Origin of the sequence: Streptomyces sp. NPDC002884, from assembly GCF_040295245.1 — a bacterium.
Lineage (GTDB): Bacteria > Actinomycetota > Actinomycetes > Streptomycetales > Streptomycetaceae > Streptomyces.
The window spans coordinates 47381-70005 of the sequence record NZ_JBEOVB010000030.1; the positions used below are offsets into that span (position 1 = coordinate 47381).

The 22625-nt window shown below is 70.6% G+C and carries 8 protein-coding genes; 4 read left to right on the forward strand and 4 right to left on the reverse strand.

Going from position 1 to position 22625, the window contains the following annotated elements:
• Positions 1 to 106: 106 nt before the first annotated feature.
• Together ABT070_RS36675 and ABT070_RS36680 are read right to left on the reverse strand one after the other, a co-directional pair.
• Positions 107 to 12202 carry a non-ribosomal peptide synthetase/type I polyketide synthase gene (locus ABT070_RS36675; RefSeq protein WP_351767227.1) on the reverse strand — a complete coding sequence of 4032 codons (12096 nt, stop codon included), beginning with the start codon at positions 12200 to 12202 and terminating at the stop codon, positions 107 to 109.
• A gap of 241 nt (positions 12203 to 12443) precedes the next feature.
• Entirely contained in the window at positions 12444 to 13304 is an 861-nt protein-coding gene (locus tag ABT070_RS36680) for an SGNH/GDSL hydrolase family protein (RefSeq protein ID WP_351767228.1), read from the reverse strand.
• Positions 13305 to 14022: 718 nt separating this feature from the next.
• Between ABT070_RS36680 and ABT070_RS36685 the strand changes: the two genes are divergently transcribed.
• Complete coding sequence (locus tag ABT070_RS36685; protein WP_351767229.1) at positions 14023 to 17373, forward strand: S8 family peptidase; 3351 nt, start codon at positions 14023 to 14025, stop codon at positions 17371 to 17373.
• 83 nt (positions 17374 to 17456) lie between these two features.
• Positions 17457 to 18641 (forward strand): Clp protease N-terminal domain-containing protein, encoded by a 1185-nt coding sequence (locus tag ABT070_RS36690; protein ID WP_351767230.1) that lies wholly within the window; start codon positions 17457 to 17459, stop codon positions 18639 to 18641.
• Here the strand turns inward: ABT070_RS36690 and ABT070_RS36695 are convergent.
• Entirely contained in the window at positions 18602 to 19537 is a 936-nt protein-coding gene (locus ABT070_RS36695; protein ID WP_351767231.1) for an MBL fold metallo-hydrolase, read from the reverse strand. The two genes, ABT070_RS36690 and ABT070_RS36695, sit on opposite strands and share 40 nt — an antisense overlap.
• A gap of 11 nt (positions 19538 to 19548) precedes the next feature.
• Complete coding sequence (locus ABT070_RS36700; protein WP_351767232.1) at positions 19549 to 20799, reverse strand: MFS transporter; 1251 nt, start codon at positions 20797 to 20799, stop codon at positions 19549 to 19551.
• A 202-nt stretch (positions 20800 to 21001) separates the two neighbouring features.
• Here ABT070_RS36700 and ABT070_RS36705 point away from each other — a divergent pair, with 202 nt between their 5' ends.
• Together ABT070_RS36705 and ABT070_RS36710 are read left to right on the forward strand one after the other, a co-directional pair.
• Positions 21002 to 21211 (forward strand): hypothetical protein, encoded by a 210-nt coding sequence (locus ABT070_RS36705; RefSeq protein WP_351767233.1) that lies wholly within the window; start codon positions 21002 to 21004, stop codon positions 21209 to 21211.
• Positions 21198 to 22607 (forward strand): amidase, encoded by a 1410-nt coding sequence (locus tag ABT070_RS36710; RefSeq protein ID WP_351767234.1) that lies wholly within the window; start codon positions 21198 to 21200, stop codon positions 22605 to 22607. Before ABT070_RS36705 ends, ABT070_RS36710 begins: the two co-directional genes overlap by 14 nt.
• Positions 22608 to 22625 lie beyond the last annotated feature (18 nt).

The following is a 22625-nucleotide window of genomic DNA, read 5'->3' on the forward strand; positions in this document are numbered from 1 at the left end:
GGTGCGTATGGTGACCCTCGGTGCGAGTCCAGAGACATGTGCGTGAAGAGGCATGTGCGGGACGGTGCGGAGCGTAGTCGTCGGTTCCGCACCGTCACCTGTTGCGTCAGGTAGTTGTACGTGCGCCTGCCAGAGGGTCCGGTTCGACGGTGTGGCCCAGTAGGTGCAGGGGGCCCGCTGTCACCCCCGCACGTTCAGCAGCCTCCCAGTAGGCGTGGGCGGTCGTTTCGTCCACCAGGCCTTGCACTGGCGGTAGTTGGGGGTCTGCCGCGTGCAGGAGGGATTCCACCCGGCAGGAGGCTAGGGTTCCCTTCAGCCATGGTTGTGCCAGGTATCCGGCGGCTGCCGCAGCCGGCAGCCCCTCGGCGGTCTCCCGGCTGAGGTCGCCGAGGTGCAGGAGTCCGCCGCCCAGGACGAGTATGTCCCGGTGCTCCCTCATCCGGGCCAGTGCCCGGTTGGTGTCGAAGCAGTGGGGGAATGAGTCGTCGACCACGATGGTTCCGGGTGTCAGCTGGTCGACATCCAGGAGTGTGACGGGGCTGCTCACCGCGGTCACCAGCAGATCGGCCGCGTACACCGCGTCGGGCAGTGCGGGCCGGGATTCCAGCACCTTCACCTCACCGGCCCGGCCGCGCTCCTTCAGTTGTTGTGCCAACTGCCGCAGCCGGGGTCCGCTGCCGGGTACATCGCAAAGCAGCAGTCGCCGGGGCGGCCGGGCCGCCCGGGAGAGCAGCAACTCCAGGGAGGAGGCACCGATCGACCCCAGTCCGACGAACGCGACGTCGAGGTCCGCAAGGTCCTGCCCTGTGGCGTCGAGCGCGGCGTGCACCGTGCGGACGACGGAGACGACGGTGGCTGCATGTCCGGTCGTCACGGTCGCCGTTCCCTCGATGGGCGTGGACCGCAGGACGTCGAAGCCGTAACCGGTCAGCGACGGGATCATGCCGGCCAGTGAGACGCACTGGGCTCCGAGCGAGGAGGCGAGCGACACCGCGCGGCCAGTGTGTGCGACGAGTTCGCGGTCGCTGCCGAGTTCGTCGGAGAACAGGGGTACGGAGACGAAGCCCGACCTGCCGAGGGGTGTGCGGACGGTCTCCAGCAGGCGGGGTGCGCCTTCGGGGAACAGCATCCGGCGCAGGTCGTCCCGTGGCAAGGCGTCCTCGGGCAGGCCTGCCAGTCGGGCCAGGTGGGCGGGGGCGGGCAGGTAGCCGACCAGGGCGGCGTCCATCGTTTCCCGCGTTGCGCGGAGGCCTGACGGGCGGCTCGCGCCATGCGGGATCACGGCGTGTGGGTGCACGGCCTCTGTGAGTCGTTCCCGGAGCGCCCGCGCGAAGTCCTCCAGCGCGGACGGGGAGAAGGCCGCGGCGGACCCTCGTACCGTCACGCGCAGTTCGGTGCCCTCCGGCCGCACGGCCAAGAATACGTCCGTCGCCGACGACGGTGGCGCGAACGCGCTGTCCCCGTCGTCCCACGACACGGTCAGCGACTGCCCGTGCGGAGACGCCAACACGGAGAAGTCGAGGAAGGTGAAGAAGAACTGTGAGGTCAGCGGGAGTCCGTCGCCGTTGCGGGGCACGATGTCCTCGAACCTGCGTGCCTCCTCGACCTCGGCCACGATTCGCCGTAGGGCGGCACCGAAGTCCTCCGCCTGTTCGCCGACCTGAGCGATCGCCGGCCGTACGGGTACGGCCGTGGCGAAGGGGCCGAAGATCCGGTGGACGTCGGGCAGCGGGCGGTCACGGCCGCTGACCGCCAGGCCGACGATCAGATCCGACTGCCCCGCGAGCTGCGCCAACTGCTGGTGATACGCGGTCAGTAGCGGCGCGTAGAGGGTGGCCCCCGCCTTCGCCGCGAGCGCCCGCAGCGCTGCCGTCCGACCGGCGCCGAGCACGAACCCCGCCGACATGAATCCCGCGCCATCCTCCCTGTCGGCGGCGCGCAGCACGGGCTGCCGGTAGGGGGCGTCGAGCCGGGCCCGGCGCTCCGCCGTACCGGGTGTCGAGTCGGGCTCCGCCTCGGCGGGGAGCAGCGCGTAGTCCCGGAAGGTGGCGCGCGGCGTGGGCAGGTGGGCGGCGCCGTGGCCTGCGGCCAGCCGGTCGTAGACCGTCGTCAGTTCCTGTACGAGGAGTGCGGCGCTGTAGCCGTCGCCGATGAGGTGGTGTGCGTGGACGAGGAGGATGTGCTCGCGTTCTCCGAGGGTGAGGACCCGGAGCCGTAGCAGTGGCCAGGCCCATAGTTCGAAGCGCCGTTGCGCCTCGGCTGCCGCGTGTTCGTCGATCTCGGTCGGGTCGGTGAGTGTCTCGAAGGTGACCGGTAGGCGCAGGGAGGGCGGGAGTTCCTGTTGGACAGGGGGTCGGGCGCCGGCGGGGAAGACGGTTCGCAGCATGCCGTGGCGTTCGACCAGCAGGTCCACCGCTGCCTGGAAGGCCTCCGGATCCAGTGGGCCGGACAGCCGCAGCCGCGCGGGCCAGGAACCGCCGCCTCCCGGTGCGAGGGCTTCCGCGAGGAGGAAACCGCGCTGGGCCGGTGTGACGGGGAAGGGTGTCGCATGGTCGGCCGTCGTCATGGGCTCGGCTGGCGCGGGGTGCCGTTGCGTGGCGGTCGCGTCCACCGCGGCGGCCAGCTTCGCGAGCGTGCGGTTGTCGTAGATCACTGTGGGTCGGGGCAGCGGCGCCTTGGTCTCGGCGAGCCGGGCGAACACCTGGAGGACGAGGAGCGAGTCGCCGCCCAGGTCGAAGAAGTCGTCCTCCCGGGAGACGGAGTCGAGGGCGAGCAACTCACGCCAGATGAGGGCAAGTTGCTGCTCGGTCGGAGTGTTTGGCGTACTCGGATTGCTCGGATCACTCGGAGTGCTCGGGGGCGTGGTCCCAATGGTGAAGACTGCCGTGTCGGCGGGCAGTCCGGTGAGTGCACGCCGGTCCACCTTTCCAGTGGCGCTGAGGGGCAGCCGGTCCAGCACCGTGATCCGCGCCGGAATCATGTACGGCGGCAGAAGACCGGCCAAGTGGCGGCGAAGCTGGGGCGGTTCGGGCTGCGCGGCGCCGGACCGGGCCGTCACGAACGCCAGCAGTCGCCCCTCCCGCGCGACCACCGAAGCCTGCGCGATCCCAGGATGGGTCTGGAGGGCTGCCTCGACCTCTCCCGTCTCCACCCGGTTGCCGCGGATCTTCACCTGGTCGTCGATGCGTCCGAGGAACTCCAGGACACCGTCCGCGCGGAGCCGGACCCGGTCGCCGCTGCGGTACCAGCGGTGGCCGTCCCGCACGGTGAACGCCCGCGCGGTCAGCTCGGGTTGGCCCAGGTAGCCGGGTGTCAGACCGACCCCCGCGATCAGCAATTCACCTGGCTCCTCCGGGCGGCAGGGCGTGCTGTCGGCGCCGACCACCGCCAGGTCGGTACCGGTCACGGGTCGGCCGATCGGCAGGGTCTGTACCTCGTCGGCCGGACGTGTCGTGATGATGTGGCAGGTGGCGTTGATGGTCGTCTCGGTGGGGCCGTACAGGTTGGCGATGCGCTGTCCGTCTATGTGTCGTCCGTCGCCGAACAGGTCGAACCACCGGCGTACGTGCGCGGCGGGCAGGGCTTCACCGCCCACGTGCACCCAGCGCAGCGCCGACAGGTCCGGGCGTCCAGCGCCCCGTCGTACGCGCTCCTCGGCGGCCGACAGCACCTGCTCCCACAGGGTCGGCACGGAACTCCACACGGTGATCCGAGCCCGTTCCGCGTACGCCAGCAGCAGCTCGGGATCCCGCAGCAGCTCCCGCGGTACGGTCACCACGGTGCCGCCGACCAGCAGGGGCGCGAGCAGTTGACGTACCGAGGCGTCGAAGCACGGCGAAGCGGTCTGCGCTAGGCGGTCATCGGCGTCGTAGCTGAAGGTCCCGATGGCCCAGTCGAGGTAGTTCTCCATCGCCCGGTACGTGATCGGGACCGCCTTGGGCCGGCCGGTGGAACCCGAGGTGAAGATGACGTACGCGATGGCGTCGGGTGTGGGGACGGGGACGCGTGTCTGTCCGGTCGTCTCCCTGTCCGGAAGGACGTCGCCGCGTATCGCGCGTACCCCGTCGAGCAGTCCCGCGGTGTTCAGGGTCGGGGCGTGGCACACCACGGTGGAGGCCTTTACACGCTTCAGCTGGTCCGCCAGCCGGGCGGGCGGATACGTCGGGTCCAGCGGGACCCAGCCGGCGCCGGCGCGCAGGATGCCGACCAGGCCGATGAGGGTGTCCGGGCCGGGCTCGGTGAGCAGCCCGACCAGCCCGCCCGCACGCACGCCTTCGGCGCGCAGCCGTGTCGCCAGCAGGTGGGAGGCGCGGTCGAGTGCCGCGTAGGTGAGTGTCGTCCCGTCGGCTTCCACGGCGGTCGCGTCGGGTGTGGCACGCAACTGCCGGAGCAGTCGGCCGACCACACCGACCACATCGTGCGCGGCGTCGGGCTTGTGACAATACGCGGGGGCCGCGGGAGCGGCGGGCTCCGGGAACGGCGTACACAGAGCGCTCAGTTCGTCGCGGTACTCCCTGTCCAGACGCGCCACCGTCTGCGGTTCGAACAGCGGCAGCGGGAAGTTCCACGACATGCGCAGTGTCGAACCGTCCGCCCAGCACAGCAGGCTCAGCCGGGTCGCTGCCGTGCCGGTGCCGGCCGCGTCGGCCCGTACCTCGACCGGGCAGTCGGCGGCCAGGTGTGAGGGGAAACGGGCGAAGCTGAAGCCCGCTGGGCTCGCGGTGCGGGGACCTCCGCCTCCGCCTGGCAGGAGAGCGGCCAGGTCCAGGCTGCTCAGCCCCGCGTGCTGTTCGCTCTCCAGCCAGCTGCGGCGCAGCCGTTGTGCCAGCGCGACAAGCGGTTCGTCGGGAAGCGTGTCGCACAGCAGCGGGAGGGTGTCGGCGAGCGGGCCGACGAGCCGGTCCACCCCGGCGAAGCGCTCTTCGCGCCGGGCCCGGGCCACGTTGACCGCGATGTCCCGCCGCCCCGACCACCGGGACAGGCAGCGCACATACGCGGCGAGCAGCAGATGGAACAGGGACACGTCGTGTGCGGCGGCCAGCCGTTCCAGGTCGGTGGTGAGGGTCGCGTCGAGGGAGCCGTGGTGGTGCACGAGGGGACCCGACGGAGGTGCCTCGGGGTCGCCGTCGTAGGGCAGTCGCAGCGCTTCGATCCGCCCGGCCCCGTGTTTTGCCAGGCGCTCGGCCCAGTAGCGGCGGTCGGCTTCCGGCGCGGCGGTGGCGGAGGACCGGGCGGTCAGCGCCACGTACGCCGCGAAGCTCGGTGCATCCGGCGCCGGGAGGGGGTGTTCTCCCCGCCACAGCGCGGTGTACGAGGACCACAGCTCCCCGGCCAAGACGTTCAGGCTGTATCCGTCCGCCGCCGCATGGTGGACCACCAGCAACAGGTATGCGACGCACGCTTCCTGACGGAGCAACAGGGCTCGTACGGGCGGTTCCGTGGTCAGGTCGAAGGGCTGGTTGCAGAGGGTCGTTTCGAGGTCGGTGACCTGCTCGGGACCGCAGTCGCGGACCTCGTACCAGGTCGAGAGTGGAGCGGCGGGTGCGATGCGCTGCGCAGCCTCCGTGCCAGAATCGTCGATCCGCAGGCGCAGCATGCCGTGCCGTTCGGCCAGGCCTGCCAGCGCCTGACCGAGCACATGCGTGTCCAGGGGGCCGCGGACCGTCATCCGTAGATGGCCGCGGGCCGGGACGGCCGGGTGCAGGCGGCTGCTGGTGTGGAGGGCCAGTTGTACGGGAGTCAGGGTGAAGGGCGTGTCATCCGCGGCAGGCGCGCGCGATTCCGTCTTGGCCTCCGCTGCCTCCTTCGGTGGGGACCCGGCGTCGAGCTCGGTGTCCAGGTGGATGGCCAGCTCCCGCACGGTCCGGTACTCGAAGAAGAGCGTGGCAGGCAGGGACCTTTCCACCTTGCGTTCGAGTCGCTTGACGAGGTCGACCGCGCCTAGCGAATCGAGCCCCAGCGAGAGGAACGGTGCCTCGTCGTCGACGGTGGACGCCGGGATGCCCAATGATTGTGCCAGCAGTTCGCGGAGGACCGCGGCGGTGCCCGACACGGAGGGCTCCCCGTTCGCCTCGGTAGAACCGTCTCCTGACGCGGACCGTGGCGCGGGCAGGGGTCCTCGCGCCGGTGGTCGGGTACGGGCCCGCTTCGGCCGGACCGCCGTCCGGTCGGCGAGGACGAGTTGGGCCAGGTCGGTTTCGCACGCGGACCGGAGTGCGGCCAGGGCCGGTGCGGTGGCCAGTGGCCGGTCTCCCTCATACGTGAGGGCATCGGCGGCGAACGCGGCGGCGAGGCCCGTCTCGGCGAACGGCCCGAAGTTCACCGACAGCCACGGCCGCCCCGCCTGTCGTTCGGCGCCGGCGAACGAGTCCAGGAAGGCGTTGGCGGCCGCGTAGGCGCCAAGTGCCCCGGCCAGTCCGGGCAGTACCGAGGAGACGGAGGAGAACGCCACGCATACCCGGGGGTTGTGGCCGTGTCGGACGAGGGCCTCGGACAGGAGCATGGTGCCGAGTGTCTTCGCGCCCAGCGCCTCCATCGTCTCCTGCACCTTCGTCCCGCGCAGGCTCCCGGGTTGTACGACTCCGGCCGCGTGGAAGACGGCGTCCGGCGTAGGCAGTTGGGCGATCAGTGCCTCGACGTCGCCTGGTGAGGTGAGGTCGGCTCGGTGGTAGCGGGCGTCGGCGCCGAGTTCGGCGAGTTCCTCCAGCAGGCCCGCTGGTGGATGCGGGGAACGGCCCGTTAGCCACAGCACCGGCCGCCCACGACCGGCGAGTTCCCGGGCCAGGGCCGAACCGAGGCCCCCGCCGCCGCCCGTGATGAGGAAGGTGCCGTCGGCGGGCAACCGGTCCGGAACGCCGCGCAGGTCTACCGTCTTCGGCGCGACAGCCACCGCGGGTACGACTGTCCGTACCAGCCGCTGTCCGCCCCGCCAGGCGACGGCTCCGGCCGCCTGGGGTGCCGCCGCCTCGGCGAGTACGGCTTGAAGCCGTTGCTCGGCGTTGTCGAGTGAGGAGAGGTCGACCCAGGTGGCCACCGCACCGGGAGACTCCGATGGCACGGCGAGGGTCAGGCCCCCGAGTACCGCCTGCATCGGGTCGGGGCGTTCGCGTCCGTGCCCGGTTGTATGCACGTCCTCGGTCACGACCAGCAGACGGTCGGCCTCGGTGAGGTCGAACAGGGTCAGGGCCTCGTGGAACGCTGTGACCAGTGCACGCTGGAGCCGCTCGATGTCGGCGGCTGTGCCACGGGTGGCGGGCCCGGCCAGCAGAAGCACCGTCTGCGGACCCGTACCGGTCGTGCCCACGGTTGTTTGCACTCCCTGGTCCGAGAGTCGCCGCGTGAGGTCGTGCGCGGCCGTCGCGCCCGGGCCCGTCATCAGCACTGATCCACAGCTGTCCGTCAGCAGGGGTGAGGCCCGCCAGGTGATGTGGTGCAGCAGCCCGGGCTCCGTGGCGTCAGCCCAGTAGTGGCGTCGCTGGTACGGGTAGGGCGGCAGGGCCACTCGGCGCCGACCTGCGTCGGGTTCTCCGCGGTCCAGTCTCGCGCCGCGTGCCCACAGGCGCGCCACCGTCTCCAGCAACTCGTTTGCCCCGCCCGGGACATCGTCCTGTGAAGTCCCGGAACGCCCCGGGCCGCGAGGCGCGGAGACCACGAGGACGTCCCTGCCGGTGCCGTCCGCCGGTTCCTGCGCGGCGGCGGCTGCCCGGACGAGGCCGCCGAGGCTCTCCGGTGACCCCACTTCTACGAACGTGTCGTAGCCCTCGTTGAGCAGCCGGGTCACGGCCCGCCCGAACTGCACGGGGCGCAGGGCGTGTTCGCGCAGGTGGTCCGGGTCCATGCGCGGCTGCCACTCGGCGGTGAGTGTGCTCATCACGGGAAGGGTGCCTGCCAGGGCTTCCAACTCACCTGCCGTGTCGGCCAGTTCGTGAGCGATCGGCTCCATGAGTGGCGAGTGGAAGGCCCGTGGCACCTCCAGCGCGCGTACGGACGCCCCTCGAGCGGAGAGGTCCCGGGCCGCCCGCTCGACCTCGTCGGGGTTGCCGGATAGCACGAGCCTGCCCGGTCCGTTGTACGCGGCGACCGCGAGTTTGTCGGGAGCCGCCGCGATCAGGGCGGCCACGTCCTTCTCGTCGGCTCCCTGCACCGCCACCATCGCGCCCTGCGGGGTCGACGTGCCCATGAGCCGTCCACGTTCCGCCGCGAATGTCAGCGTGTCCGCGAGCGACAGCATCCCGCCGACGCAGGCGGCCGTCAGTTCGCCGACGCTGTGCCCGACGAGCGCGTCCGGCCGTACGCCCCAGGCCATCAACTGCCGCGCAAGCGCCACCCCGTGGGCCACCAGCAGCGGCTGAGCCACCTCAGTCGCGGACTGGGCCCGCGCGTCCACGTTGGGATCGACGCACCAGGCCGTCAACTCCCTTCCGTGCACCGCGCCGACGTGGGCCGACGCCTCGTCGAGCGTGTCCCGGTACACCGGCGCCGTCGTATACAACGCACGGTCTTGGCCCGGTCGAAGCGAACCCTGTCCCGGGAACACGAAGACGGTCCGCGGCCGGTTCACCACCGTCCCGGTGACCACACCCGGCAGTCGATCAGGGACGGGACCAGGACCGGGTGCGGTGGCGGCAGCCAGGCGTTCCCACAGGTTGCCGTCGGCCACGACGGCGAGGCGGTGCGGGCCCTCGTCGCGGGCGGTCGCCGCCGCCCGACACACGTCTCCCTCGTCCAGCTCCGGGTGCGCGTGCAAATGGTCGCGGAGACGGGACGCCCAGGCGTCCAGCCCGGCCGCGCTGTTCGCCGACAGGGTCAGCAGATGCGGTCCGCCGTTGCCCTCACGCGATTCCCGCCCCGTGGGCGGCGGTGCCTGTTCCAGTACGGCGTGGGCGTTGGTGCCGCCGAATCCGAAGGCATTGACGCCCGCCCTGAGCGGAACGGACGAGCCAGTGGAGGGCCAAGCAACCGCCTCGGTGACCAGCGCGAAGCCGGAGCGCTCGACGGCGGGCGAGGGCGGTGTGTGATGGAGGGAAGCGGGCAGCCGGCCGTGCCGCAGCGCCAGCACCACCTTCACCAGTGAGGGCAGAGCGGCGGCGTTCAGCAGATGCCCGACGTTCGTCTTCACCGAGCCCAGCAGCCGTGGCCGGCCGTCCTCGCGCGCGGGGAAGGCGTGGGCCAGGGACCGCAACTCGATGGGGTCACCGACGGCCGTACCCGTCCCATGCGCCTCGACATACGTCACCGATGCCGGATCGACGCCGCAGACCTCGTACGCGCGAGTGATCACCTCACGCTGGCGTAGCGGGTTGGGGGCCATCAGGCTCAGCGAGGTGCCGTCGTTGTTGACCGCGGTGCCGCGCACGACGGCGAGTACGTCGTCGCCGTCCTGGTGGGCGTCTTGCAGGCGTCGCAGGACGAGGGCCGCTCCGCCCTCGCCGGGTACGAACCCGTCGGCGACTGTGCTGAAGGCGCGGCTTCGTCCGGTGGGGGAGAGGGCCTGCGCGGCCTCCAAAGCCTGGTATCCGTCGGGAGTGAGGTGCAGGTTGACTCCGCCGACGACGGCGATGTCGCACTCCCCGTCCGCGAGGCTGCGCCGGGCCAGGTGCAGCGCGACCAGCCCCGACGAGCACGCGGTGTCTACCGCGAGCGCCGGGCCGTCCAGGTCAAGGCAGTGCGAGACCCGGGCGGCGATCAGGTTGGGGAGGTTGCCCGTCAGGGTCGTCGCGGACGGGGGGAGGGTGGGGGAGGCATCGGTGAGGATCTGGCGGTAGCCGCTGTCCCCGACGGCTGCGAAGACACCGACCCGCAGGCCGCGTCGGCGGGGTCCGGCGTAACCGGCCCGCTCCAGGGCCTCGTGGGCGAGCTCGAGGAAGATCCGCGCTTGCGGGTCCAGCGTGCGGGCCTCTTCGTCGCCGATGCCGAAGTGGCCGGCATCGAAGGCGGCCGGGTCGTCGAGGAAGGCACCCCAGCGGCGGCGGGAGTCGGCCGGCGGTGGTCCGTCCGCCGCTGACTCGGGCAGCGCGGTGTTCCAACGGTGCGCCGACACCTCGGTGACGACGTCACGGCCGGCCGTCAGCAGCTCCCAGAACTCCTCCAGCGTACTCGCGCCGGGGAAACGGCAGGCCAACGCGACGACTGCCGTCGAGGGCGGCACGCCGTCCACCTCGGACAGTGACGGCGGTGACGTCTGTCCGCCCGGGGCGGGCCTCCTCGGTGCCGTGGACTCCTCCGCCGTGGCCAGCAAGTGATCGGTGAGCGCGGTGACGGTGTCGTTGCGCAGCACGGCGGGGCCCAGCGTGACCTCCAGGGCCTCTTCCAGCTCGCCGAGTGCCTCCATCGCCTTCAGCGAGGTACCGCCCAGCTCCGAGAACCGGTCCCCGTCACCGAAGGAGCCCTCGGGCAGCCCCAGCACACGGGCCCAGACACCGCGCACGACCTGCCGCACATCGCTGCGCGAACGGGGTGCATCGGACCGTCGTCCGTCCGGCTCGGCCGACGTCCCCGGTGCCTCCGAGGATTCCTCCGAATCGGTCGGCGCAACGCCTTGTACGGGAGAGGCGGGCATCCCGGACGACACGGCGGGCCTGTACGCCCCCTCCTCGAAGCGGGCCCGCATCCGCTGCCGTTGCAACTTGCCGCTCGTGGTGCGCGGGAAGGCCGACGGCGGCAGCGCGAGCACACGTACGTCGTCGTGGCCCAATGCGGTACGGACCCGTCGCGCGACCCCGTCCAGGACCTCCGCCGCACCACGTGGCGGTCGGGCCCAGGGCACGAAGACCACCACGCGCTCGCCGCCGGTCACCGGGTCCGTCGAACCGACCACCGCCGGGCTGCCGGGCGGCAGCCCGGGACTCGCGCTCGCGACCTCCTCCATGTCCGGGGCATGGAAGGTACGGCCGTTGAGGAAGAGGACATCCTTGTGGCGGCCGGTGACGCACAGCCGGCCGTCCCGCAGGAACCCCAGGTCCCCGGTCCGCAGCCAGCCGTCCTCGGCGAAGGACAGGGCTGTCGCCTCCGGCAGCCGGTGGTAGCCGCGGGCGAGCTGAGGGCCGCGTACCTCGATGTGCCCTGCTCGCCGGTCACCCAGTGGCCGGCCGGTGTCGTCGGTGATCCGGACCGAGCAGCCCGGCACCGGCAGGCCCACGTCCATCACTTCCACGGCGTCACCGTCCGCCGCGTGAAGTTCCACCGCCACACCCCTGCTGAGAGCCGCCCGCTCCAGGGCGACGGGGACCGCCACCTCACCGATGGGTGGGCAGGTGACGCCCAGCGTCGCCTCGGCCAGCCCGTACACGGGCGTCGCGGCCCGCGGGTCCAGTCGGGCGGGGCTCATCTTGGCGGCGAAGTCCCGCCACACGGTCGCGGAGATCGGTTCGGCACCCACCAGGATCAGGCGCACCATACTCAGCTCCAGTCCGGCGACCACCTGGTCGGACACGCGGCGGACCGTCAGCGCGAGCGCGAAGTTGGCGGCCGACAGGACCGTGGCCCGGTGCCGGGCGGCCACGTCCAGCCACAGGCGCGGGCTCTTCGCGAACGAGAGCGGGCCGATCTTCACCTGCTTCATCCGCGCGGCGAGCGGTGCCAGGTGGGTGCCGATGAGGCCCATGTCGTGGAAGTAGGGCATCCAGCTGACCATGACGTCCTGCTCGGAGAGGGCCGAGACGGCGATCATCTGCCGCAGGTTGGCGACCACGGCGCCGTGGGTCAGCTCCACGCCCTTGGGCGCGCCGGTGCTGCCCGACGAGAACTGCAGGAACGCCAGATCGTCTGGGGCGGGCTCGGCGGGTGGAAACGGGGTCCAGCACTCACGCAACGAGTCCAGCCGCAACACCTCGACCGGGCTCGGCAGTTCGTCGGCCACCTCCGCGCAGGCCGCGTCCACCATCACGGGCGGGCGGCCGAGGTGTTCCCAAACCGGGCCGACCCGTCTCGCGTCGGGCGCGAGCGGCACCGGTACCAGGCCGGCCACCAGCGCACCCCAGAACATGGGCTGGAAGTCCTCACTGCGGTCCGCGAGCAGCGGCACACAGGTCCCCGGGGCGATCCCGGCGGCACGGAGGCCGCCCGCGACCCGCAGGGACTCCTCAAGGAGCTGCCGGAAGGTGACGGCGACCTCGCTGCCGTCACCGCGGACGTGGACGACGACTTGTCCGGGGGCCTGGCGGGCCGCGTCCAGCAGTACGTCCAGGAGTGTGTGAGGAGTCATGGGTCCGTTCGATCGTGCGTGGGCGAATCGTTGGCGAAGGGTGGGTGCGGATGCGTCGTTGGTGCGTGAGCGAACCGCGTGCGCGTGGTGAGACGGAGGCGGCGCGCTGCGGGGCTCCAAGTATGAAGAAGACGTAGGCCCCTGGCCCGTTCCCCGGTTCGGGGGCTGGGCGCAGGGGCCTACGCGAACCGTTCATGGTACGTCGGGCCTACAGGGCCCCGGCGCTACCGCGGAACTGTGGTCAGTTCTTGTTTATGAACGGCTCGATGACGGGCAGGGACATGACGAACTGGCCCGTCGCGTTGGGGTGGGCCGGCGCGCCCGTGCTGGACGTCAGCGGCTCGATGAGGCGCGCGGCGGACGAGCGGCACATGTCGTGTCCGACCGTGGGCGTGTAGGTGTTCGCGTAGGTGGCGTTGGCCGCCTTGGCGGTGTCCGCGAGCATGGTATTGACCTTCTTGGTGGTGTCTCGCAGATAGGGGACGTCCTGGTCGGCGATGGGCACCGAGGGACGGCACTTCGCTCCGTCGTCGGGGACGATGGAGGGGTAGCCGACCACCACGACCTTGGCCTTGGGGCTGCGCTGTTTGATGGCTGCCAGGACGGCGGCGACCTTCGGCTTGGTGGCCGCGATACGCGTCTCCAGCTGATCGGTACCGCTCGCCTGGTAGTACGTGCGGCAGGGCGCCCCGGTCGGATTCGAACTCGCCGAGATCACACAGGTGGTGAGGATGCTAGAGAAGCCGATGTCGTTGCCGCCGATGGATAGCGTGACCAGGGTGGTCGTGCTGCTCAGGGCATTCAGCTGGGCCGGGTTGCTGCCCTGTGCCTGCGTCATCTGCGCGGTGGTGGCACCGCTGCAGCTGACGTTCCGGAAGGCGGAGGCCTTCAGGGAGTCGGCCACCACACCCGGGTAGCCCCGCTGGGAGCGGTCGCAGGCAGCGTTCGTCTGCTCGCTGAGGCCCGCGCCGGAGGCGTAGGAGTCCCCCAGCGCCACGTACTCGGCAGTGGTCGCCAGGGTGGGTGTCGCCGCGGTGGCCGACGCTCCCATCGGCACCAGGGCGCCGGTGAGAAGCGCGGTCGCCACACCGGCAGATTGCATGAATCGGGGCATTGTGCCTTCCGTAACAGCATGATCGGGGAACTGGCGGCAGGCCCGGAAAGAGTCCTTGCAGGGGACGCCGAAGCGGCCCGAGCGCCTGCGCAGCACGCATTGTCTGCGCAGGACGAGCACCGCCGACAGGTCAGACACTGTCCAATGAGTGATCAACCCGGCATGGCGTCGCGTCGGAAGGCGACTCGGCTCCACAGCGCCTACGACCGCCGCCGCTGAGACATCTCACCGACCCCCGCCGACCTCGGTCCGCGGCATCTCGCCCGGATGACGGAGAGGCCAACCGAGTTAGCTCTGTATGTAATTGGGGGCTGGCGCGATGCGACATGGCGAGGCCGTGATGACCAGTCTCTGAACAGGGATTGGCCTGGCGCACGGTCGGGGCGCCGCGAAGACTGAAGATCGGCCGCCGGTCGGCGGGCGCATCATGCCCCCGGCCGATCGGCTCGTTTCGACGACGGGCCGCTGTGACTGTCGGCGGCCACAGTTCGTCAAGGCACGCTCGAAACAACGGCGGTGACCCCGTCGGGCCCCGAAAGCCGTGCCCTTTGGGAGGCCCCGCCGAAACGGCGGGACCTCCCAAAGTCATAGCCGCCGCGCGGAGCACTCGTCGGAACACCAAGGCCTCTGCGACAGGGCACGGCCAGGGACACAGAAAGTCTTTCAAGGGGGAGAGTTGTACGAACGTTGGCACACCCTGCGCTCCGTGGCGCTCACGACGACCGCCGCCGACGCGGTGGCTGCCGGGGCCGTACTAGTCCAGGCCGAATCGGCGTCCGGCCAGCCGGAGTTCGGGGGAGTCGGCTCAGGAGTCCGGTCTGCCGGCGATCTCGGTGGTGGGACGACACCCGTCACGCTGGTTACCGGGGACACCGTCATGGTCGACGGCAAGGGAACGGTCGTCCGGGTGGACGCGGCCGAGGGGCGCGAGGACATACCGGTCAAGGTCGAGCGGGCGAACGGCCACTCCTTCGTCTTTCCCCTCGACGCGGCACAGCTGATCAGCAAGGGCATCGTCGACCGTCGCCTCTTCGACGTGACGATGCTGAGCGGACCCGAGTACAGGGACCGGGCGCGCAAGGGCCTGGGTCTCATCGTCGCGTACAGGGGGAGCCGGCCCGCCGCCAGGGCGGCGGTCCGTGACATCGGTGGCGCACAGGTGCGGCGGTCCTTCGAGCGGCTGAACGCCGACGCCCTCGTCACACCCGCGAGGAACGCCGCGAAGATGTGGGACGCCCTCATCGGCACCCCGGCCGGTGGCCGGACCACCGCCGCTGCGGGTGTCGGCAAGGTGTGGCTGGACGCCGTCCACAAGGTGGCGCTGGACAAGAGCGTGGCGCAGATCGGTGCTCCGAAAGCCTGGGCGGCCGGGTACGACGGCCGGGGCATCAAGGTCGCCGTCCTGGACACCGGTGTCGACCAGACCCACCCGGATCTGACCGGGCAGGAGGTCGCCGAGAAGAACTTCACCGACTCGGCGACCATGGCCGACAAGGTCGGTCACGGCACCCATGTCGCCTCCACCATCGCGGGCGCCGGCGCCAAGTCCGCCGGGAAGTATAAGGGGGTGGCCTCCGGAGCACGCCTCCTCGACGGCAAGATCCTCGGCGACGACGGCTACGGCAGTGATTCCAGCACCATCGCCGGCATGGAATGGGCCGTCGCTCAGGGCGCCGAGATCGTCAACATGAGCGTCGGCGGCCCCGACAGCGAAGGCGTCGACCCGGTGGAGGAGGCCGTCAACCGGCTGTCCGCCCAGACCGGCACCCTCTTCGTGGTCGCGGCGGGCAACGACGGCGAGGCCGGCGACAGCACACTCAACTCCCCGGGCACCGCGGACGCGGCACTCACCGTGGGCGCCGTCGACGCCAAGGAGCAGCTCGCCGACTTCTCCAGCCGCGGGCCCCGCATCGGGGACGGCGGTATCAAGCCCGACCTGACCGCCCCCGGAGTCGACATCGCGGCGGCCGCCGCCCCCGGCAGCTCCATCGCCGCCGACAGCCCCTCACCGGCCGCCGGATACGTCACCATCTCCGGTACGTCGATGGCCACCCCACATGTCGCGGGCGCCGCCGCGATCCTGGCCCAGGAGCACCCGGACTGGACCGGTACACAGCTCAAAGCCGCGCTGACCGCGTCCACCGAGCCCGGTGACCTCACCGTCTTCGAGCAGGGATCGGGCCGCGTCGACGTGGCCGCCGCCATTGAGCAGACCGTGGTCGCCGAACCCACCTCGCTCACCTACGCCACCCAGAGCTGGCCGCACAGCGACGACCGGGCGGAAGCCCGTACCGTCACCTACGCGAACGTCGGCACCCAGGCCGTCACCTTCACCCTGAAGCCCTCCTTCATCGGCCCGGAGGGAGACGCGGCCCCCGCCGGGTTCTTCAGCCTCGACAAGAAGACACTGACGGTCCCCGCGGGAGGCACGGCGTCAGCCACTCTCACGGTGAACACCAAGGGTGGCACGCTCGACGGCTCCTACAGCGGGTACGTCGTGGCGACCGGCGGCGGCCAGACCGTGCGCACTCCGGCCGCGGTGGAACGTGAGATCGAGAAGTACACGCTGACCATCAAGCACCTTGGCCGTGACGGCAGGCCCACCCTCGCCCACGAGACCAGCATGACCGGCCTCACCGGTCCGGCCGGTGACCTCGGCGTCCGCCTGGAGCCGTACGGCGAGAGCGGGACCGCGACCGTACGTGTCCCCAAGGGCCGCTACGGGCTCAACAGCAGCATCTACACCGGCAGTGCCGAGGCACCGACAGGAGTGGACTGGATCGTCCGGCCGAACCTCACCATCACCAAAGACACGGTCATCACCCTGGACGCCCGGACCGCCAAGCCGGTCTCGCTCGGTGTCCCTGACTTCAGGGCCGCCCAGAACTCCGCCATCGCGAGCTATGCGATCAACATCGACGGTGAGACCGCGACCGACAGCCGCTGGGAGCTGAAGAACTTCAAGGGCTTCCGCGTCGCCCATTCGGGCCCGAAGACGAAGGCCGGCGAGCTGCACCAGCAGTTCCAGGGCAGTTGGGTCCATGGGGCCGCGACCGAGTACAACCTCGCCTACGGTTCCAATCCCACCGCCTTCGCCAACGGTTTCGCCAGGCGCGCCAGAATTAAGGACCTCGCCGAGGTCACCACGACGGTCGGTGCCCCGGCCGCGGGCAAATACGGCGAGGTGGTGTTCACCCCGGTGACCCCCGGAGACGCTGCTGGATTCCCCAAGGCCGTCAAGGTGAAGCTGCCGACCGTTCGCACCGTGTACGTCAACACGGCCGGAGTGAAATGGGACGTCAACCTTTACCAGTACGACGGGAGTACGCCTCCCGACCCGGACGCGGAGAAAGCGGGCGAGGCCCGCTACTGGCTCACCACCCAGAACTTCAAGGCGGGCAAGTCGTACAAGCGCAAGCTCAATGTCGGTGTCTTCGGCCCCAAGACCGGCGGTGACTACGGCATCTTCCGGTACGACAACAACATCCAGGCCTACCTCCCGCTGGTCGCCGACGGAGTGGGCAACGAAGGCAGCTCGGCCCCGTACGACACGGCGGTCACTACGATCTACCGCAACGGTGTCAAGATCGCTTCCAATCAGCAGGCCGTCCAGGGCGGCCTGCTCACGGTCCCGAGTGGCAAGGCCGATTACCGGCTCACGACCACCCTGACCCGTAGCAAGGCGGCGGGCGTCTCCACCAAGGTCTCCGCCGCCTGGACCTTCTCCTCCACGAAGGTTCCCGACTACACGAGGCTCCCTGCGTCCGTCGTGCGTTTCACCCCGGCGCTGAGCAGCCGCAGCACCGCCAAGGCGAAAGCGAAGATGCGGATCCCGGTCGCGGTCAGCGGCACAGGGGCCGGGAAGAACCTCGAGTCGCTCTCGGTCTCCGTCTCCTACAACGGCGGCAAGACCTGGAGGAAGACCACCGTCAAGAATGGCGGCTTCACGGTCCGCAATCCCAGTGCGGGCAAGGGAATCTCCTTGCGTGCCACCGCGCGCGACAAACAGGGCAACACCGTCACCCAGACCATCGTCAACGCCTACCGCGGGGCGTAGGGCCACCTGACGGACTCTCCGGACTCGGAACTCGGGTCCGGAGAGTCCGCGTTTCGATTCGCACAACCGAACGGACCACTTCGATGCACAAGCAGCCGAAACCCGCAGCAGACGAGAGCACCACAGAGTTCGCGCCCGATGTCACGGAACTGCTGACGCAGAGCGTCCGGCGTGCCCTCGTCTTCGAAGACCACACTGCGGGCACGGAACACCTGCTCTTCGCGCTGGTACGCGGTGACACCGACGCCGGCGCCGCGCTCGCCCCCGGCACGACCGACGCCGGCGGGCTGAGCGGTCTCATCGTCTCGCGCACGGACGGAGGTTGGGCACAGCCCGACGACGGTGACCATGCCTCCGCGGACGCGAACGCCGAGGACCAGGACGAGATCCTCGCTACCTGGAGGGAAGCCCAATGGCAGACGGCCCGGCGCTACCCACGCGCACAGCCGCAGGGTGAGCATCGCCTGCCCGTACCGTCCGGAGCGCTGAGCGGGTGTCTGACGCGGGCCCTTCGACTTGCCCGCCAGGAGGAAGGCACCAGCAGCGTGCGGTGCCGACATGTGGCCCGGTCCCTGCTGAGCATGACCGACAGCCGGGCCGTGGAAGCTCTGCTGATACGCGGGGTGGACCTGGGGCGGGCCGCCGCGGCGCTGCGAGCGTCGGCCAAGGCGGAGAGGACCCGCACCGGGCCGGAATCCGCGATGGTGACACTGCTGAGGCAGGCGGGACAGCTCGGGGAACCCGCCAACTGGTGGACGCGGAAGGTCTCCGCATGGGTCTCGAAGAGTTCCGGTGACGGAACACCGGTGCTGCTCGCGATCTGCGGCGAGGCCAAGCGTCAGGCCGTACGGTGCGGCAGGGACGTGGTGGAACCGGTTGACCTGCTGCTTGCCGTGCCGGGCCTGGACAGATCACTGACTGTGGCGGGGCTCTCCTTTCCCGCGGAGCCGGCGGCCAACTCCGGCGCGCAGCTGTTGTATGCGTGCGGTGTACGGCCGACGGCCCTGGCCGCGGCCACCAGGACCGAGGTAACCGTCGCGGCGCCGGTTCCGCGTGACGTGCCCTTCACCGCCGCTGCTGAGCGCACGGTCGCCCGGGCACGCCTGGCGGCCTCGAAGACCGGTAGCGGCGAGGTCGGCACGGTGCACCTGCTGAGCGCGTTGCTCGAGGACCCCGAAGGGCCGATCACGCGGTTGCTGCGCGAGCAGGGCACGGACCTGGCCGTGCTTCACACACGGCTGTCCGGTGCGGCGGGGATCAGCTTGTAGGTGTCGCCCTGGGGGACGACACGGCCTGCGGTGGGCGGCGGGAAGTGGCTGCCGAGGAGCAGTGTCTCGGTGCCGGAGAGCGAACCGAGGATGCTCTGCCGGGTCCGGGCGGCGGCCGTCGGGTCGATGTCCACGCAGCTGCCCAGGTCGGGGTGGACCAGCTGGACGGGGTGGTGGATGCAGTCGCCGGTGATGAGGGCGGTCTCACCGTGGCTGCGCAGTTCCACCGCTACCTGGCCCGGCGTATGGCCCGGGGTGGGCAGGAGGCGGACGCCCGGCGCGATCTCCGTACCCTCGTCCGGGACATCGACGAGGTCGAGCAGGCCCGCGTCCCTGATGGGGTGTACGGAGTCCCGGAACATCTGACGCCGGGCCTCCTCCATGTCGACGCCCGCCCAGTAGTCCCACTCCGTGCGGGTTGTGAGGTAGCGGGCGTTCGGGAAGGTCGGTACCCAAGCGGAGCCCTGCGCGCGGGTGTTCCAGCCGACGTGATCGGTGTGGAGGTGGGTGAGAACGACGAGGTCCACTGTCGCTGGGGCGAAGCCGGCCTCCGTGAGCCGCTCGAGGAAGTCGCTGTCCAGGTTGTCCCAGGCCGGATTGGCGCGCTGCTTGCCATTGCCGATGCCGGTGTCGACGAGCACGCGCAGACCGTTCACCTCGATTGCGAAACTGTGGCTCGCCAGGCGCAGGACACTCTGTTCGTCCGCGAAGTCCGGCTGCAGCCAGGGGACCTGTCCGACGACCTCCGGGGTGGCTCCGGGCAGCAGCCAGGGACCGGTCTGCGGGGGAAGGTGCACCTCGTCGACGCGGTGGATCGTGAGGTCTCCGACCGTCCACGTCGGGATGTCAGTGCCGGTGGTGGTGCCGGTCGTGCGGGGGAGGGGTGTGGTGGGCATCGGGTGTTCCTTTACTTGTGGTGAGTGAGGGGCTGAGGTGTGATCGCAGAGGCTGTGCAGCCGCTTGATCGGGTTGGTTGCAGCGGTTCCGGTGATTCCCGGGAGCGGTTGCGCAGGGTTTTGGCGAGTGCTCCCACGGCCGCGAGGGCCAGCAGGGTCACGGCAGCCGCGTACAGGTGTGCCGCCGTTCGTAGTCCGTAGCGCACGGTGAGGACCCCGGCGCCGATGGCGGGCAGGCTCATCGCCAGGTAGCTGAGGACGTAGTAGGAAGCGAGCGTGCCGCTTCTTTCGTTCTCGAGGACCGGGGCGAGGACCATGCGCAGGGCGCCCTGGGACACGGCCCCGAAGCCGAACCCGGCCAGCGCGGCGCCGGCGAAGAGCAGGGCCAGGCTGGTGAAGTGCATGGCGCCCACCGACAGCAGTACGGCCGGGATCACTGCCAGGGAGCCGAAGGCGGCGGCGGTGATGGCGCGCAGTGAGCGAGTCGCCCACACGGTCAGGGCCGCACAGAAGGTAAGCGTGAAGAACACCAGGCCGCCGACCGCCTGGGGAGCGGTGGGGGAGATGAGCCGGGTGAAGGCCGGGCCCAGTGAGGAGTAGAAACCGCCCAGGGCCCAGACGGCCACGACCCCCGCGCCGGTGAGTATGAGCGCGCGCCCCGCCGCCCCGGGCAGCGCCAGGTGTGGCCGCATCGACCGCAGTGCCCCGGCGTGGGGGTGGGCGGTTTCGTCCGTGAAGGCGAGAGCGACTATCTGCACGGCGAAGAGGGCCATCAGCAGCACGTACACGGTGACCGTCGGGCCGGGCGCGAAGTGCACGAGCAGGGTGGCGCCCATGACTCCGGCGGCCATTCCGGCGACCGGCGAGACGCTGTTGGCCAATGCCGAGCGGCCGGGACGGGCCGGGTTCTCCAGGTCGAGCAGGGCGGCGCCCGCGGCACTGGTGGCCGCGCCGGTCGCGAGGCCTTGCAGGACACGGGCGGTGATCAGTGTTCCCACGCCGTCGGCCGCCACGAAGACGCCCATCGATACGACCTGCAAGGTCAGCGCGCCCATGAGGACCGGGCGTCGTCCGATGTGATCGGAGAGTGCGCCGGTGGTCAGGAGGGCGACCAGCAGCGCCAGTGCGTACGCGCTGAAGACGATGGTCACGGTCAGGGCGGAGAGCCGCCACTGGTCCTGGTAGAGGGCGTAGAGCGGGGTTGGCGCGCTGGACGCGGCGAGGAGCGCGATCAGGACGGAGGCGTTCAACGTGAAGGGCAAGCGCCTTGAAAGAGGAGTGCGTCGCGTGGCCGGGCCCGCGGAGGCGCTCTGCATGAGCTTCCTTCCCTGAGCTAAAAGCAATGGGTTTGCGTTTAGCCACCGTAGGCCCTAACGTCCACTAAAGCAAAAAGTTAGCGTTTGGTTGTCTCGGGGTCGGATCACGGCCCGGCACGGCACGACGTACAGAGCCGAAAGGGCACTCATGAACACCGACGAACTCACCCCCCGGGAAGCAGCCCGATGGGCGCTTCGGGCAGGGCTTCCGCTGAGCGACGAACGCCATGAGGCAGTGGCAGGCACTGCCGAGTACATCCAGTCCGTCATCGCCACCCTGCGGGAACTCGACTTTGGGGACATCGCGCCGGCGGCCGTATACGTCACTGGACAGGAGCACGTCGATGCAGCCGTTTGAGTTGTCACTGGCCGAGGCTGCCCGCGCCGTGCAGGCGAAGGAGCTGTCGCCCGTCGAGCTGACCGATTCCGTCCTGAACCGCATCGGTGCGGTGGAGGAGCGGCTCCAGGCCTACGTCACCGTGGCCGCGGACGGCGCCCGTCACGCGGCGGCGCTGGCCGAGCGGGAGATTGCCGCCGGACGGTCACGCGGTCCGCTGCACGGCATCCCCATGGCGCTGAAGGACCTGATCGACGCCGAGGGGATGCCGACCACGGCCAGCTCCCGCGTCCGGGCGGACCATGTGGCCGACGGCGACAGCGCGGTGGCCGCACGACTGTCCGAGGCCGGCGCGGTCCTGCTCGGCAAGACCCACACCCATGAATTCGCCTACGGGCTGACGACACCCCAGACCAACAACGCGTGGGACCACAGTCGTATCGCCGGGGGTTCGAGCGGCGGTTCCGCCGTGGCCGTGGCCGCGGGGGAGGCCACCTTCGCGCTGGGCACGGACACCGGGGGATCGATCCGCGTCCCCGCCGCGCTGAACGGCGTGGTCGGACTCAAGCCCACGTACGGCCTGGTCTCCCGACACGGCGTGACCTCGCTGTCCTGGTCCCTGGACCATGTCGGGCCTGTCGCCCGCACCGTCGAGGACGCGGCACTCGTGCTCGACGCACTGGTGGGGCGAGACCCGCGTCACGCCGAGAGCAGTCACTGCGCGGCGAAGGGCCGGCCGGGGGGCGAGCTGTCCCGCGACGACACGGATCTGACGGGACTGCGCGTCGGAGTCCCGCGCAACTACTACTTCGAGCGGATCTCCCCCGAGGTCGACGCTGCAGTTCGCCGGGCCATCGGGCAGCTCCAGAAGCTGGGGGCCGAGGTCGTCGAGGTCGAGATCCCGCTGACGCGCTACGTGCAGGCGATCCAGTGGGGGCTGATGGTCCCGGAGGCGACGGCCTACCACGAACAGACACTGCGCTCGGTCCCCGAGCTGTACGCGGCGGACGTACGCATCCTGCTGGAAGCCGGTGAACTCGTCCTGGCCGGTGACTATCTCCGTGCCCAGCGTGCGCGGACCATGATGCGCGACGCCTGGACACGGATGTTCCGCGAGGTCGACGTCGTCGCGGCTCCCGCGGTGCCGATGACCGCCGCCAAGTCGGGGCAGGAGACCGTCGAATGGGCCGACGGAACGGTGGAAGCCGTCTCCGACAGCTACGTCCGTCTCTCCGCGCCGGCCAACATTACCGGGGTTCCGGCCCTCACCCTGCCCGTCGGTCATGATCACGCGGGCATGCCGATCGGCATGCAGCTGATGGGCCGCCCGCTGCACGAAGCGACTGTGCTGCGGGTGGGCCGCGCCTGCGAACTGGCGGGCACCGACGCGGGAAGGCTCGCCCCGATCGCGGCCTGAGCGTGCGATGGGCCCTGC